A 14,076-nucleotide genomic window follows, 5' to 3' on the forward strand; every position below is an offset into this window, starting at 1 on the left:
GCGCAGTTTATCTCAACGGTACAGATAATTACGGCCATGCTTCACTGCTCTCGCAACTGGCTCCACTCAATACCGAACCGTCCGAGGTACTTCCTCAATCGGTCCGCATCGTTGGGCTGCGCCTTGGCCTGTCGCGACACACCGAACAGTCGCCTGCCGGCATCCGACAAGCTGTCTGCCTGTCTGCAAACCTCGAGCACCGCCTTCAATTGCAGCCGATCGAACAGGTCCAGCGTCTGCGCATCGCCCGGCAGATCATTCGTCATACCGGCCGGTTGCGCCAGGCCCCACGCATACCGCAGCCGATCAATTTCCTCCTCGACCTGCGCTTCATCGATTCGCCCGCTGTCGGCCAGCGTCGCCATGCGCGTGATCGAGGCCGAAAGCTCGCGGAAATTGCCCAGCCACGCAGCTTCCCGTGAGCTGGCGAAACTCAAGTAGCGCCGTCGAGCTTCAAGGTTGAAGCGCGCCAGTTGGCCGTGTTCGCGCGCGTGGCGTTCAAGCTCGAAATCGATGTTGGGTTCGATGTCTTCGCGGCGACCCGCCAGGCCCGGCAGGTCGAACGTCCAGAGGTTGATCCGTGCGTAGAGATCTTCCCTGAACAGACCTTCGGCGACGCGACTGCGTAGGTCGCGGTGGGTGCCGGCGATGATCAGGAAGTCGCTGTCGACCTCCTTGTCCGAGCCCAGCGGGAAGAAGCGCTTCTCTTCGATGGCCTTGAGCAGCATCGCTTGTTCATCTGCCCCCAGTTCGCCGATCTCGTCGAGAAACAACATGCCGCCGTCAGCCGCTCGCAGCAGACCATCGCGGGCGTTTTGCGCGCCGGTAAAGGCGCCTTTGACGTGGCCGAACAGCGCGGACATTGCCCCATCGCCACGCAGGGTAGCGCAGTTCACTTCAACGAAACGCCCCTGCATTTGATGGCGACTGCGTTTGAGCTCGTAGATACGTCGGGCGAGAAAGGACTTGCCGGCGCCGGTCGGGCCGATCAGCAGCATCGGCGCTTTCGAGCGCACGGCCACGCGTTCGATCTGCTCGATGGAACGGTTGAACGCGGTGTTGCGGGTGGCGATGCCGGACTTGAGAAATTCCAGGCCTTCCAGACGTTTGTGAGTGAAGCGTGAGGCGATTCGGTCGTAGCGCGACAGATCCAGGTCGATCAGGGCGTGGGTGCCGGTGGCTGGTTCTTCTTCGCTCTGGCGGCGGGCGGGGGAGGTCTGGATCAGGCGCGCGGGCAGGTAGCGCGCCTCGGTCAGCAAGAACCAGCAGATCTGCGCGACGTGGGTCCCCGTGGTGATGTGCACCAGATAGTCCTCACGCTCGGTATCGAAGGTGTACTCGGAGGTGAAGTCGTGAAGTGCGCCGTAGACCTCCTCGAAATCCCAGGGGTTGCGCAACGCCATCGGGTGCAGGCGCACTTCCGTGCCCGGCGACACCTGACGGATGTCCTCGCGAATGCGTTCGGCCAGGCTCGCGTCCCGGGCGTCCGTGCCGTGTATCAGTTCCAGGCGATGGATCAATACGTCCGGTTGCTGACACAGGCTCACGCTAGGTCGCCAATGGTTCCAGCGATTGGCGCCTTTGCCTACGCGATCGAGGGTGGCGCCGATGAAACCGATGGCGACGGTGCGCTTGCTGGACATTGATTATCCTGAAAGATAAATGACGATAGCCAATGATAGTCTTCGAGGGCGTTATCTGTCGTGACGAAAATTCAGGAATGCTCGTTCTTAAAATAAAACTCTTTAAAATCAAATAGATAAAAATAATTCACGAACGTTTTCAAAAACTGGCACAGCGGCTGCAATACCTCTCGCAACGAACAGGACAACACAGCGAGACGCCACGATGGCCAACTTCAACCTCTTCAATACGCAATCGAAAACCCTGCCGGCGTGCGACACCTTGAATGCTTCCGGAGCTGCGGCTTATGCCTATACGCCCAAGCATCAACTGGCACAGTTGGCAGTCACCGGTTGCCTGAATTCCACCTTTTACGCATCCGCACAAAGTCAGTTGGATCAGGTGTTGAAGCTGGTGGCGGAACTGGACAGCCGCTTCGTGGCGAATGCCGCTCTCTACGCCCGTCAAAAGGGTCATATGAAAGACATGCCGGCGTTGTTGCTGGCGGCGCTGACGGCTCAGCGTTCGGCTTTGGTGCCAGAGGTGTTCGGGCAGGTCGTGGACAGCGGCAAGATGCTGCGCAACTTCGTGCAGATCCTGCGCAGTGGCGCCACCGGTCGCCGCTCCCTCGGCTCCCAACCCAAGCGTCTGGTGCAGAACTGGCTGAACAGTGCAACCGAGCGACAGTTGTTGCAGGCATCGATCGGCAATCAGCCTTCGCTGGCGGATGTGGTGAAGATGGTTCACCCAAAACCGTCCGAGGCCTGGCGCGAAGCGTTTTTTGCCTGGGTGATCGGTAAACCGGTGGATGCACAGGCGTTGCCCGCACTGACTCGCGATTTGCTGGCCTTTCGCAGCGGTGCGAGTGATCAAGTGCCTGAAGTGCCGTTTCAATTGCTCGGTAACGAAACCTTGAGTAAGGAACAATGGGCAGCTCAGGCGCGGAACATGGGCTGGCAGGGCCTGCGCATCAACCTCAATACGCTGGCGCGCCACGGCGCTTTTGAAGTACCGGGTTGCACCGAATACGTGGCCGCGCGGTTGGCGGATCTTGAAGCGGTCGCTAAAGCGCGGGTGTATCCGTACCAGTTGCTGGCGGCGTACCGGATGGTTGGCGATGAAGTGCCGGCGCTGATTCGTGAGGCTTTGCAGGATGCGCTGGAGCTGTCGTTGACCAATGTGCCGAAGCTTCAGGGTGCGGTGGTAATTTGCCCGGATGTTTCCGGCTCGATGGGGAGTCCGCTGACCGGTTACCGTCAGGGTGCGACCACGGCGGTGCGCTGCATCGATGTGGCGGCGTTGATCGCGGCGGCGGTGTTGCGCAAACAACCGACGGCGCGGGTGATGCCGTTCGAATGGAAGGTGTTGGATATCACCCTCAACCCGCGCGACAGTGTGATCAGCAATGCTGAAAAGCTTGCGGGCATTTTCGGCGGCGGAACCTGCTGCTCGGCGCCGTTGAAGAAACTGGCGGACAGCAAGGCCAGGGTCGATACGCTGATCATGGTGTCGGACAACGAATCCTGGATCGATGCGCGACGCCAGGGCGCCAGCGAGACGATGCTGCAATGGGAACGGATAAAGCGGATCAACCCTCAGGCACGCCTGATTTGCATTGACCTGCAACCGGGTTGGGCGACACCGGCAGCGGATCGTGAAGATATCTTGAATGTCGGCGGTTTCAGTGACGCGGTGTTTGATGTGATCGAGCAGTTCACTGCCGGCCGGTACGGACCGCAGCACTGGGTCGAAGCGATTGAAAGCATGGGATGAGGCGATGAGCCGCCCAATGAATTGATTTGTCACGGGCACTGAATGCCGGTGGGACTACATCCAAGACGTCTCACCAAACCCTTGTCAGTGCTCGTGACGGCACGAATGCCGATGGCTGTACATCTGAGGCCGGCTAACCCCGGTGCGCGGCAACGCGCAACAGTCATCAACCTTTGTCGTGCCACCTTTTTTGAATCTGCCGGCGAACGCCGGTGGAACTACCTGAAGAATCGAGATGATGAAAGAACACACTTACCAACTGCTGGAAGTCGCCAACGGCAAGCCGATCAAGCTCTGGACCGAAGGCGTCCCGGTGGAAAGCGAAGCGCGCGAGCAGTTGATGAACACGGCGAAGATGCCCTTCATCTTCAAACATCTGGCGGTCATGCCGGACGTCCATCTGGGCAAGGGCTCGACCATCGGCAGCGTGATTCCCACGGTCGGCGCGATCATCCCGGCAGCGGTCGGGGTGGACATCGGTTGCGGCATGATTGCCGCGCGAACTTCGCTGACGGCGGCCGATCTGCCGGACAACCTGCACGGGCTGCGCAGTGCCATCGAACAAGCGGTGCCCCATGGCCGCAGTTCGACCCGGTCGCGCCGTGACAAAGGCGCCTGGGACGAGATTCCGCAACAGGCCGATCAGGCCTGGGCGTCGCTGAATCCACGGTTCAAGGCGATCACCGACAAGTACCCGAAACTGGCCAACACCAACAACCGCGGGCACCTCGGAACATTGGGCAGCGGTAACCACTTCATCGAAGTGTGCCTGGATGAGGCCAACCGGGTCTGGTTCATGTTGCACAGCGGCTCGCGCGGTGTCGGCAACGCCATCGGCAACCTGTTCATCCAGATGGCCCAGGCGGATATGCGTCAGCACATCGCCAACCTGCCGGATCGTGACCTGGCGTACTTCGAAGAAGGCAGCCGGCATTTTGATGACTACGTGGAAGCCGTGGGCTGGGCCCAGGATTTCGCCAAGCAGAACCGTGCGCTGATGATGCAAGCGGTGATTCAGGCCACGCGGCAGATCATCCGCAAGCCATTCGACGTCGCGCTGGAAGCGGTGAACTGCCACCACAACTACGTGCAGAAAGAGCGGCATTTCGGCGAGGACATTCTGGTCACCCGCAAAGGCGCGGTGTCGGCGAAAAAGGGCGAGTTGGGGATCATTCCCGGTTCGATGGGCGCCAAGAGTTTCATCGTGCGCGGGCTGGGTAACGAGGAATCGTTTTGCTCCTGCAGCCACGGTGCCGGTCGGACCATGAGCCGTACCAAGGCCAAAAACACCTTTACCGTCGAAGATCAGATCCGTGCCACCGCGCACGTTGAATGCCGCAAGGACGCTGCGGTGATCGATGAAATTCCGATGGCCTACAAGGACATCGACAAAGTCATGCACGCCCAGCGTGAGCTGGTTGAGGTGTTGCATACCCTGCGTCAGGTGGTGTGCGTCAAGGGATAACGCGTGCCGCAAGGCACGCCGGAACAAGGATTAAAGGACATGAAATTCGAAGAACGTCACCCGCTGTGCAGCGCCATGCGCGCCCGGGTGCTGGAAGAACTGGCGCGCATAGAACGCGAACGCAATGTCACGGTGCTGTATGCCTGCGAATCGGGCAGCCGGGCCTGGGGTTTTGCCTCGCCGGACAGTGATTACGATGTGCGCTTCGTTTATGTGGAGAAACCAGAGTGGTTCGTCCAGGTCGATACGCCAAGTGATGTGATCGAGCGGCCGCTGGATGACGAGCTGGATGTCAGTGGCTGGGAGCTGCGCAAAACCCTCGGGCTGTTGCGCAAATCCAACCCGACCTTGCTCGAATGGCTCGACTCACCGCTGGTTTATCGCAGCGAGACTGCAGCGGTTTCTCAGCTGCGGGCACTGGCCGAGGCGTTCTACAGCCCGCCAGCCGCGCGCAATCATTACCTGTCGATGGCGAAGAAGACCTTCCGTGGTTATCTGCAGGGCGAAAGCGTGCGGTTTAAGAAGTATTTCTACGTCCTGCGGCCGTTGTTGGCGGTGCGCTGGATCGATCAGGGGTGGGGTCGGCCGCCGATGACGTTCAGCGATCTGCTGAGCACCGTCGATGACCGGGCATTGCTCGATGAGGTCGATGAGCTGCTCGCGCTCAAGCGCAATGCCGACGAGAGCGCTTACGGTCCTCGTCGTCCGGCGCTGCATGCGTTCATCGAGGCGGAGCTCGAGCGCGCGGTGCCGGCATTGCCCAGAACCCGGGAGGATTCGCGGCAGCTCGATCGATACCTGCGGGAAACCGTTGGTTTGTACGCATAAGGAAAAAAATGAAACAGGACGTTATTGAACTGGACGGCGCCATCGGCGGTGGGCAGGTGTTGCGCAGTGCGTTGAGTCTGTCGATGGTGACGGGCCAGGCGTTTCGAATAGAGCGGATACGGGCCCGGCGCAGTCGTCCCGGCCTGTTACGCCAGCACCTGACCGCCGTGATGGCGGCGGCGCAGGTCTGCGGTGCGAAGGTCCAGGGGGCTGAACTGGGCTCGCAGACATTGAGCTTCGAGCCAGGGCCGATCCGTGGCGGCGATTATCGCCTTGCCATTGGCACCGCCGGCAGTTGCACCCTGGTGTTGCAAACCTTGCTGCCCGCCTTGTTACTGGCGCCGCAAGCCAGCCGCGTGCGGATCAGCGGCGGCACGCATAATCCGCTGGCACCACCGACCGATTTTCTCAGCCGCAGCTGGCTACCGTTGCTGCGACGCATGGGCGCGGAGGTTGAACTGACGTTGCTGCGGCACGGGTTTGTACCGGCGGGTGGCGGTGAAATCGACGTCAGGGTGCAACCATCGAAACTGTCAGCACTGCACTTGTGTGAGCGCGGCTTGCCGCTCTCGCGACAGGCGTTCGCGCTGACGGCCGGGCTGGCGCCAAGTGTCGGTGTACGCGAGCTCGACCGGGTGGCGCGTCGACTGAACATGGCTTCAACAGAATTGAACGCCGTCATCCTTGATCCGGCCTGTGGACCGGGCAACGTGTTGCTGCTGGAGTATGCGTTTGAACACGTCACCGAGGTTTTCAGCGCTTTCGGTCAAGCCTCACTGCGTTCAGAGAAGGTGGCGGACGCCGCGATCGATCAAGCGACCGATTGGTTGCACAGCGGTGCGGCGGTAGCGGAGCATCTGGCTGATCAACTGCTGTTGCCGATGGTGCTGGCCGGAGGTGGATCGTTTACCACGCCCAGGATGACCGAGCATTTGCACAGCAACATCTCGGTGATCGAGCGGTTTGTACCGATCCACATCCAGTGCCAGGAAGAAGGCGCAGACCGGTTGAAGGTTGAAGTTCGCGCTCGGGAGCAATAGGCGGCAAATTGCTGGCCCCCGAAAGCATTCAGTCCCGGCAAACTCGCCTTTTTTCAAAAGGTTAGGTGGGCTATATGCGGACGATTGTCATCACCGTAGCAACGCTTTCCCTCGCTCTGTTCGCGTTGGAGGCCCAGGCCAGGGAACTGAGCAAGAGCCATCGTTTTGCGTGTGCCTGGGGCTCGGACATCGCGGCCGGCGCGCAACAATCGAAGTTGTCAGGGATTTCCCTGTATGGCGCGCGCAAGCGCTTGCAGGCACGCAAGTTTCAGCAACCGTGGATGCGCATGACCGCCATGGGCATCACCGAGCAGACCTACGACAGCGCGTCGCGGCTCAAGCCGGCGGCCGTCAAGCAGACCTACTACGAACAGTGCGTTCGGCACGAGCTGGCCCAGCGTTGAATGAAAAAGCCCGACCTGAAGAGGTCGGGCTTTTTCATGTCCGCTGCAATGACAGCGTCACTTGTCACTTTCGCAATTGACCATCCACGACACGCCAAAACGATCCACCAACATGCCAAAACGTGCGGCCCAAAAGGTGGCTTCCAATGGCATGTCGACGCGACCGTCCCTGGCCAAGGCGTTAAACACCCGTTCGGCCTCGGCGATGCTGTCGACATTCAGGGAAATCGAGCAACCGCTCATGCCTTGGGTCGGGCGATCGGGGGTGGTGTCCGAAGCCATGAGCATCTGATCGCCGACTTTCAGGCAGGTGTGGATGATCAGGTTGTGGTGCTCTTTCGGTACATGTTCGGCGGCTGGGGTTTCGCCGAAGGTCATCATCGCTTCGAGCTTGCCTTGCAGGCATTGCTCGTAAAACGTGAAGGCTGCGCGGCAGTCGCCGTTGAAGATCAGGTACGGGTTGATTTTCATGGTGGAGCTCCCGAATAGGCAGTGGAACGCCGCGCGGCCGGGTGTGCCGAAGCAGCGTCATGGATTGACTCCATCCAGCAAAGCGTTAGATCGCCGGATTTCCAGCCGATGCTGCAAGAATTTCCTTTCGGGGTGACCGATGGTCTGCGGGGGAGGGACGTCAGGAATCGCGCGGATTCTTTTGCACCGCAGCGCCTGCCACCCGAGCGGCAGGTCGGGTTTGCATCAGCGCATCGATCGCCTTGCGATAGTTCTGTCCGCCGAGCGCCATGCTGTTGTTGTGGGTTGCGCCGGGCACCAGCAGCAGGCGTTTCGGCTGCCGGGCGGCGGCGAACAGCTGTTCGCTGAAGCGTGACGGCACGAAGGCGTCGGCCAGACCGTGCACCACCAGCAAGGGCATGTGGATCTCGGCGATCTTGTCGATGGAGTCGAATTTCTGCGACAACAGCCAGCGTACCGGAAGGGAGGTGTTGGCCACGGCTGCCGCAACATCCGCCAGGGAGGTAAACGTGGATTCGATGACCAGCCCGCGCACCGGCAGTGGGGTGTGATTTCTGGCGGCATCGCGACCGAGTTCGGCAGCCAGGTCGATGGCGACCGCGCCCCCCAGCGAATGCCCGTAGATCAGGCGTTTGTTCGGATCGGGCTGCAGCAGTTGGAAGCGTTCCCAGGCCACCCGCGCATCTTCGTAAACCGTGCTTTCCGACGGCAGGTCGCCGTGGCTCTGGCCGAAGCCGCGATAGTCGATGGCCAGTACCGAATAACCTGCCGCGCGCAATTGCTCGATACGAAACAGTTGCCCGGTGAGGTTCCAGCGCACGCCGTGCAGATAGAGGATGGCCGGTGCATCGGCACGCTCCGCCGGCCACCACCAGGCGTGAATGTTCTGCCCGGCCTTGAAGCTTTTCGGTTGCAGGTCGAGTTCCTGCACGCTGCCGGGCAATCCGTGATACCAGCCGGCGGTGCCCGGTTCGATGCGAAACAGCAGCTTGCGCTCGGTGTGTTCCAGCACGGCACAACTCGCCGGCACGCCGATGATCAGGGCGGCCATGCAGGCGAACGCCAGACGGCGGCGTCGAAGTCGGGTCATGAAGGCAAGGAACATTAAACGTTTCACCAAGGCGCGGACAAAGAACGCTTTTTACCAGATGCCTTGACCCGCGCGTGACATTTTCGACCACCGCACGCCTGCAACGATTACAAAATGCTGCAACGGCTCAGTCGATCTTCAGCACGATCTTGCCGATGTGGTCGCCCGCTTCCATGTGCGCATGGGCCAGGGCTGCGTCGGCGAGCGGGTAGACCTTGTCGATGATCGGCAGGCAACGCCCGGCAGCCAGCGCCGGCCAGACGTGTTCGCGCAATTGATCGGTGATGGCGGCTTTTTCCGCCGAGGTACGGGCACGCAGGAGGGAACCGGTGACCACCGCACGCTTGCCGAGGATGGCCAGCAGATCGATGTCGTTGGCCCGCGCGCCACCGAGAAAGCCGATCATTACCAACCGCCCATCCATTCCCAAGGCGCTGATGTTCCCGTTGAGGTACGAGCCGCCCATGATGTCGAGGATCACATTGACGCCTTGGCCGGCGGTTTTTTCGGCGATGACCGCGGCGAACTCCTGTTCCCGGTAGTTGATCGCGTCGCCGCCCAGATTGCGGATTGCTGCACATTTGTCGGCGCTGCCAGCGGTGGCAAAGGCTTCGATGCCAAACTCGCGACACAGCATCAATGCGGTGGTGCCGATGCCGCTGGTGCCGCCGTGGATCAAGGCGCGCTGACCTCGGCTGGCGCCGCCGAGGCCGAACAAGTTGGCCCATACGGTGAAAAAGGTTTCCGGAATGGCCGCTGCCTGGATCCAGTCCAGCCCATCGGGGATCGGCAAGACCTGGCCCGCCGGAACCGCGCAGTATTCGGCGTAACCGCCGCCATTGGTCAGCGCACACACCCGGTCACCGACCGCGAATGTGCTGACACCGCCGCCGATCGCCACGACCTCGCCGGCCACTTCAAGGCCCGGAATCGGGTTCATGCCGGGCTTCATCGGGTATTTGCCGGCGCGTTGCAGGGCGTCCGGGCGATTGACGCCGGCGGCGTGCACGCGGATCAGCACTTCGCCTTCTGCGACGACCGGCAGCGGCACGCGTCGGGATTGCAGAACCTCGGGCCCACCCGGTTCGGTGATTTCGATTCGGGTCATTTCAGTGGGCAACGTCATTTTCGATTCCTCTTGAAAAAGTGATCAGTAGATGGGAACGCAGTCAGGGCGCAATGATTCCCGTCATTCGGCGCAGCAGCGTTGTTCGACGGAGGAGGGCAGCAATTTCATGGCGTGCTCAAGTATCAGCGCGATCACGATGGCAGCGCCGGCAATCACGAAGAGCAGCGCATGTTGTCCGCCCGTGGCGTTGAACAGCGCCGAATAGGCGAAGCCCGCCAGTGCCTGAAACGTGGCGAACGACACCGTGGCCCGGCTCCACGCCACCTGTTGGCGATGGTGATCCGGCACCAGCTCATGCACCCGGGCCAGTGCCAGCGGCACAATGCCCGGCGGAAATGAACCAAGGATCACCGCCAGCAGCGCCAACGCCAGGAACGAATGCGAAACCGCCAGCAAACCCAGGGTGATCGCCTGCACCACCAGCACCAGACGAATGCCGGTCCGCGCGCCGAGATGATCAGTGAGAAAGCCATAACTCACCGGGCCGACGATGGCACCCAGACCGTACATGACCCAGATCAGCGCGCCGACGTGCGCCCCGGCACCCAGACCCCGGGCGACGTAATCCACCAGGAAGACCATGGCCGGTACCAGCCCGGCGGCCATGAATGCGTATTGGGCAAACAGCAGATAAACAGCAGGCGGTGTCGGCTCGACCGGTTCCACCTGAGCCGTTGCGGTGGTTGCGTGGGTCAGCTCCGAAGGCCAGCCGAACCAGCTCAATGCCGTCAGTGCCAGCGACAAAGCGCCCAATCCCAGCCAGGTCGCCTGCAGGCCCAGCCCCAACAGCAACGGAACAATCGTCCCCGAGCCGGCGATGCCCAGACCGATGCCGAGGAAAATCGCCCCACTGGCCAGGCCCTTGCGTGCGGCGGGTACATGGGGCAGTACGGTCGCGGCTACCAGCACCATGATCGCGCCGCCGGCAATTCCCGACAGCAGGCGCCAGCCGAAATACCAGCTCACCGACACGGGGTACGCACAGGCAAAAAACGCCACGGTCACCGCCAGCATCATCAGGCGCAGAGCGTTTCTCTGGGTGAGCCGGCGTGCCAGCGGTCGGCCGAGGAGGGCGCCGATCAGGTAACCGACCAGGTTGGCCGCACCCAGATAGACCACATCATGGGCGGAAAACCATTGGGCCTGAATCAGCGAAGGGATCAGCGGCGTGTAGGCGAAACGCGCCAGACCGATGCTGACCAGGCTGGCGCAGAGGCCGGCGAAGATCGCCAGCCAGACACTTGTGTCCGGACGTTCGGGCGAAGCAGTTGAAGTGTGCATGACGGCAATCCTTTGAAAGGTTTATGGCGCCCAGCATATCGGCTATCGTTGCTGCGTTAATGCAGCGAGTTTGCGTGATAGTGATGCGTTTATGCATCAATGGGGAACGCTATGAACTGGGATGATGCAAGGGTGTTTCTAGCGGTCTGCCGCGAGTCGACATTGCGCGGCGCCGCGCGTGTACTGGGCGTGGATCAGGCGACGGTCGGGCGCCGCATCACGGCACTGGAAAAGTCGCTGGGCGCGACCTTGTTCCTGCGCACCTCCGAGGGCTATGCACTGACGGCCGTCGGCGAAGCCGCGCTCAAGTCGGTGGAAAAAATGGAGTATTCGGCGCTGGAGCTGGAGCGGCGTATCCAGGGCCTGGACGATCGTCTGACCGGTAGCGTGCGGGTCAGCACCACCGATTCGCTGGCCATCGATTTTCTGATCCCGGCCATCGCGCAGTTGCACGAGCAGCATCCGGACGTGCGCGTGCAACTGGACGCCTCCACGCAAATCCTCAGCCTGGCTAAACGTGAGGCGGACATCGCTGTGCGCAACACCCGTCCGGACAATCCGGACCTGATCGCCCGGCGCATCGCGCGTTGGCCGGTGGGATTGTTTGCCTCGCAGGCCTATGTCGACAGCCATGGCGTGCCGGCGCCGGGCAGTGCGTTCGAGGGCCATGATCTGGTGGTGTACCAGCCGTATCTGCAGGGCAACAAGGATCTGACCCTCGTGTCGGAGCCCATGACTCGCGGGCGGATCGTCGCCGGTCTTAGCTCCAGCCTGTTGGTACGCCGCTCGATTGCCGCCGGGTTGGGGGTAGGAGAAATCCCGGTCTACATGGGCGAGCGTGATGGTCTGGTCAGGTTGTGGCCGGAGCGCACGCGTCCGTTGCCTTATGAAGTGTGGCTGGTGACCCATGCGGATTTACGCCACACCGCGCGGGTCAGAGCGGTGATCGAACATATTGTCGAAGCGTTTGTGCTGGAAAACGAATAGTTGTTCTGCGAAAAAAAACGGCCTTCATTGAAGGCCGTTTTCTGTGAGCGTTGAAACCGCTGCCTCATGGCATTTCCGGCAGTTCCTGCGGGCGCAGGTCAAACACCAGGACCTCGGCATCCTGGCCATTGCTCAGGGTCAGCGCCTGTTCTTCACGAACCCGCACGCCGTCGCCTTCCTTCAACGGCACGCCGTTCAGTTCAACGCTGCCGCGAGCAACGTGCACATAGGCGTAGCGGTTGGCGGGCAGTGCGAGTGTCGCACTCTCCTGGCCATCGAACAGTCCGGCATACACCCGCGCATCCTGGCGCACTTTCAGCGAGCCGTGGCTGCCTTCGGGCGAAATGATCAGTTGCAGGCGACCGCGTTTTTTCTGTTCGCTGAAGTGTTCTTGCTGGTAGCGCGGTTTGGCGCCGCTGACATCCGGCACGATCCAGATCTGCAGGAAGTGCACAGGCTTGCTCGCCGAGTGGTTGAACTCGCTGTGAGCCACGCCGCTGCCGGCGCTCATCAGTTGCACATCGCCGGGGCGGATCACCGAACCGGTGCCGAGGGTGTCCTTGTGTTCCAGAGCGCCTTCGAGCACATAGGAGAAAATCTCCATGTCACGGTGCGGGTGCTGGCCGAAGCCCTTGCCGGCGGCGACGCGGTCATCGTTGATCACCAGCAGGTCGGAGAAACCCTGTTCACGCGGGTCACGGTAGCTGGCGAAGGAAAAGGTGTGGAACGACTTCAACCAGCCATGATTGGCCAGACCACGGTCGGAAGCTTTACGAAGGGTCAGCATGATGAAATCTCCTTTCAGGACGTTGATTCGTCCGAGTGAGGAGAAGGTTACTGGTTACCCTGCGATGCAATAAGTAGATGAAAACTGAAATACTGTCCTGTTCTGGTTGACAGTTGTGTGCACTGGATCACGCATTCTTTTCCAACGTTTTCACCGTATCTGGCCATAATGCGCAGACTTATGACTTTGCTTGGATTTTGGTGATGCCCACATGAAGACCGTGGCAATGGTGCTGTTTCCGGATTTTCTGCTGCTCGACATGGCTGGGCCGCTGGAAGTCTTTTCGGTTGCCAACCGCTACCTGAAACCGCAAGACCACTATCACCTGACCACCCTGGGCACCGAGCGCGCGCCGTTGCGTGCGTCCAACGGTGTTCTCGTGCACACCGATCGGCATATCGACGACGCCGATGAGCGCTATGACTTGCTGCTGGTGCCGGGCGGCCCCGGCGCCTACAACGAAAAACACCCACCGTTGCTCGCCTGGCTGCAAGGCGCGGTCACGCGCGCCGGGCAATATGGCTCGATCTGTACCGGCGCCTTCGTGCTGGGCCATGCCGGACTGCTCGACGGCTATCGTGTGACTACCCACTGGAATTACACCGAACGCTTGATCAAGGGCTTTCCGAAGGCAAACGTCGCGACCGACCAGATTTTTATTGAGGATCGCAACCTGATCACCTCCGGGGGCGTCACGGCCGGGATCGATATGGCGTTGGCGGTGGTCGCCCGCGATCATGGCAAAAAGATTGCCCAGGACGTGGCCAAAGTGCTGCTAGTGGTGATGAAACGTCAGGGCGGGCAAGCGCAGTTCAGCCCGTTGATGGCAGCGGTGGCGCCCCAGGAAACGCCGATTACCCGGGTGCAGAATCATGTGCTGGAACACCTGGAGGAAGCTTTCACCGTCGAGCGCATGGCAGGGCTTGCGAACATGAGTGCACGGCATTTTGCCCGGGTGTTCGCTCGCGAGGTCAACATGACGCCCATGGAATTCCTGCAAAGCGCGCGCATCGATTGCGCGCGAAATCTGCTGGAAACCAGCGATCTGCCGCTGAAAACCGTGGCCTACAAAAGCGGTTTCGGCAGCGTGCGGCACATGCGGTTTCTGTTCGGCGAAAAGCTCGGGCTGACCCCCACGCAGTATCGCGAACAGTTCAGCTAGAGCGGTTCTGTCCGTTCCGGGCATCCGGATGTCCGT

The 14,076-nt window shown here is 61.0% G+C and carries 13 protein-coding genes; 7 read left to right on the forward strand and 6 right to left on the reverse strand.

All coding sequences use genetic code 11. The features are described from left to right. Window positions 1–41: 41 nt before the first annotated feature. Window positions 42–1,643, reverse strand: a complete 1,602-nt coding sequence (gene rtcR / locus ACKUG4_RS10700) for an RNA repair transcriptional activator RtcR (RefSeq protein ID WP_445433960.1) — start codon at window positions 1,641–1,643, stop codon at window positions 42–44. 205 nt (window positions 1,644–1,848) lie between these two features. Between rtcR and ACKUG4_RS10705 the strand changes: the two genes are divergently transcribed. The 5 genes from ACKUG4_RS10705 to ACKUG4_RS10725 all read left to right on the forward strand — a co-directional run bounded on the left by ACKUG4_RS10705 (window position 1,849) and on the right by ACKUG4_RS10725 (window position 7,133). Continuing rightward, window positions 1,849–3,396 (forward strand): RNA-binding protein, encoded by a 1,548-nt coding sequence (locus ACKUG4_RS10705; RefSeq protein WP_445433961.1) that lies wholly within the window; start codon window positions 1,849–1,851, stop codon window positions 3,394–3,396. A 238-nt stretch (window positions 3,397–3,634) separates the two neighbouring features. Continuing rightward, on the forward strand, window positions 3,635–4,861 hold the full coding sequence (locus ACKUG4_RS10710) for an RtcB family protein (protein ID WP_445433962.1): 1,227 nt from the start codon (window positions 3,635–3,637) through the stop codon (window positions 4,859–4,861). 39 nt (window positions 4,862–4,900) lie between these two features. Then, window positions 4,901–5,689, forward strand: a complete 789-nt coding sequence (locus tag ACKUG4_RS10715; protein WP_445433963.1) for a nucleotidyltransferase domain-containing protein — start codon at window positions 4,901–4,903, stop codon at window positions 5,687–5,689. Between the two features lie 8 nt (window positions 5,690–5,697). Then, window positions 5,698–6,729, forward strand: coding sequence for an RNA 3'-terminal phosphate cyclase (gene rtcA, locus ACKUG4_RS10720; protein WP_445433964.1), 1,032 nt, complete (start codon window positions 5,698–5,700; stop codon window positions 6,727–6,729). A 74-nt stretch (window positions 6,730–6,803) separates the two neighbouring features. Next, the gene (locus tag ACKUG4_RS10725) at window positions 6,804–7,133 is read left to right on the forward strand and encodes a hypothetical protein (protein ID WP_039771542.1); all 330 of its coding nucleotides are present in this window, start codon (window positions 6,804–6,806) and stop codon (window positions 7,131–7,133) included. A 57-nt stretch (window positions 7,134–7,190) separates the two neighbouring features. Here ACKUG4_RS10725 and ACKUG4_RS10730 read toward each other — a convergent pair whose 3' ends face one another. From ACKUG4_RS10730 to ACKUG4_RS10745, 4 genes are all read right to left on the reverse strand, one after another. Continuing rightward, a complete protein-coding gene (locus tag ACKUG4_RS10730) occupies window positions 7,191–7,604 on the reverse strand; it encodes a VOC family protein (RefSeq protein ID WP_074687707.1) in 414 nt (137 codons plus the stop codon). Between the two features lie 160 nt (window positions 7,605–7,764). Further along, the gene (locus tag ACKUG4_RS10735; protein WP_039771538.1) at window positions 7,765–8,709 is read right to left on the reverse strand and encodes an alpha/beta hydrolase; all 945 of its coding nucleotides are present in this window, start codon (window positions 8,707–8,709) and stop codon (window positions 7,765–7,767) included. Between the two features lie 112 nt (window positions 8,710–8,821). After that, window positions 8,822–9,820, reverse strand: a complete 999-nt coding sequence (locus ACKUG4_RS10740) for an NAD(P)H-quinone oxidoreductase (RefSeq protein ID WP_445433965.1) — start codon at window positions 9,818–9,820, stop codon at window positions 8,822–8,824. Between the two features lie 63 nt (window positions 9,821–9,883). Beyond that, on the reverse strand, window positions 9,884–11,104 hold the full coding sequence (locus ACKUG4_RS10745) for a YbfB/YjiJ family MFS transporter (RefSeq protein ID WP_445433966.1): 1,221 nt from the start codon (window positions 11,102–11,104) through the stop codon (window positions 9,884–9,886). Window positions 11,105–11,215: 111 nt separating this feature from the next. On the opposite strand from ACKUG4_RS10745, the gene ACKUG4_RS10750 reads away from it, so the two are divergent. Next, window positions 11,216–12,091 (forward strand): LysR family transcriptional regulator, encoded by an 876-nt coding sequence (locus tag ACKUG4_RS10750; protein ID WP_064595100.1) that lies wholly within the window; start codon window positions 11,216–11,218, stop codon window positions 12,089–12,091. A gap of 64 nt (window positions 12,092–12,155) precedes the next feature. Here the strand turns inward: ACKUG4_RS10750 and ACKUG4_RS10755 are convergent, their stop codons facing one another. Continuing rightward, on the reverse strand, window positions 12,156–12,878 hold the full coding sequence (locus ACKUG4_RS10755; protein WP_445433967.1) for a pirin family protein: 723 nt from the start codon (window positions 12,876–12,878) through the stop codon (window positions 12,156–12,158). Window positions 12,879–13,089: 211 nt separating this feature from the next. Between ACKUG4_RS10755 and ACKUG4_RS10760 the strand changes: the two genes are divergently transcribed. Next, on the forward strand, window positions 13,090–14,040 hold the full coding sequence (locus ACKUG4_RS10760; protein ID WP_085612780.1) for a GlxA family transcriptional regulator: 951 nt from the start codon (window positions 13,090–13,092) through the stop codon (window positions 14,038–14,040). Window positions 14,041–14,076: the final 36 nt, after the last annotated feature.

It is taken from the genome of Candidatus Pseudomonas auctus, from assembly GCF_048654275.1.
GTDB classification, from domain to species: Bacteria; Pseudomonadota; Gammaproteobacteria; order Pseudomonadales; family Pseudomonadaceae; genus Aquipseudomonas; species Aquipseudomonas pharyngis.

Coding starts and splice junctions, on each gene's coding strand:
- rtcR (WP_445433960.1), bottom strand. CDS start 1,643: ATGTCCAGCAAGCGCACCGTCGCCATCGGTTTCATCGGCGCCACCCTC.
- ACKUG4_RS10705 (WP_445433961.1), top strand. CDS start 1,849: ATGGCCAACTTCAACCTCTTCAATACGCAATCGAAAACCCTGCCGGCG.
- ACKUG4_RS10710 (WP_445433962.1), top strand. CDS start 3,635: ATGAAAGAACACACTTACCAACTGCTGGAAGTCGCCAACGGCAAGCCG.
- ACKUG4_RS10715 (WP_445433963.1), top strand. CDS start 4,901: ATGAAATTCGAAGAACGTCACCCGCTGTGCAGCGCCATGCGCGCCCGG.
- rtcA (WP_445433964.1), top strand. CDS start 5,698: ATGAAACAGGACGTTATTGAACTGGACGGCGCCATCGGCGGTGGGCAG.
- ACKUG4_RS10725 (WP_039771542.1), top strand. CDS start 6,804: ATGCGGACGATTGTCATCACCGTAGCAACGCTTTCCCTCGCTCTGTTC.
- ACKUG4_RS10730 (WP_074687707.1), bottom strand. CDS start 7,604: ATGAAAATCAACCCGTACCTGATCTTCAACGGCGACTGCCGCGCAGCC.
- ACKUG4_RS10735 (WP_039771538.1), bottom strand. CDS start 8,709: ATGTTCCTTGCCTTCATGACCCGACTTCGACGCCGCCGTCTGGCGTTC.
- ACKUG4_RS10740 (WP_445433965.1), bottom strand. CDS start 9,820: ATGACGTTGCCCACTGAAATGACCCGAATCGAAATCACCGAACCGGGT.
- ACKUG4_RS10745 (WP_445433966.1), bottom strand. CDS start 11,104: ATGCACACTTCAACTGCTTCGCCCGAACGTCCGGACACAAGTGTCTGG.
- ACKUG4_RS10750 (WP_064595100.1), top strand. CDS start 11,216: ATGAACTGGGATGATGCAAGGGTGTTTCTAGCGGTCTGCCGCGAGTCG.
- ACKUG4_RS10755 (WP_445433967.1), bottom strand. CDS start 12,878: ATGCTGACCCTTCGTAAAGCTTCCGACCGTGGTCTGGCCAATCATGGC.
- ACKUG4_RS10760 (WP_085612780.1), top strand. CDS start 13,090: ATGAAGACCGTGGCAATGGTGCTGTTTCCGGATTTTCTGCTGCTCGAC.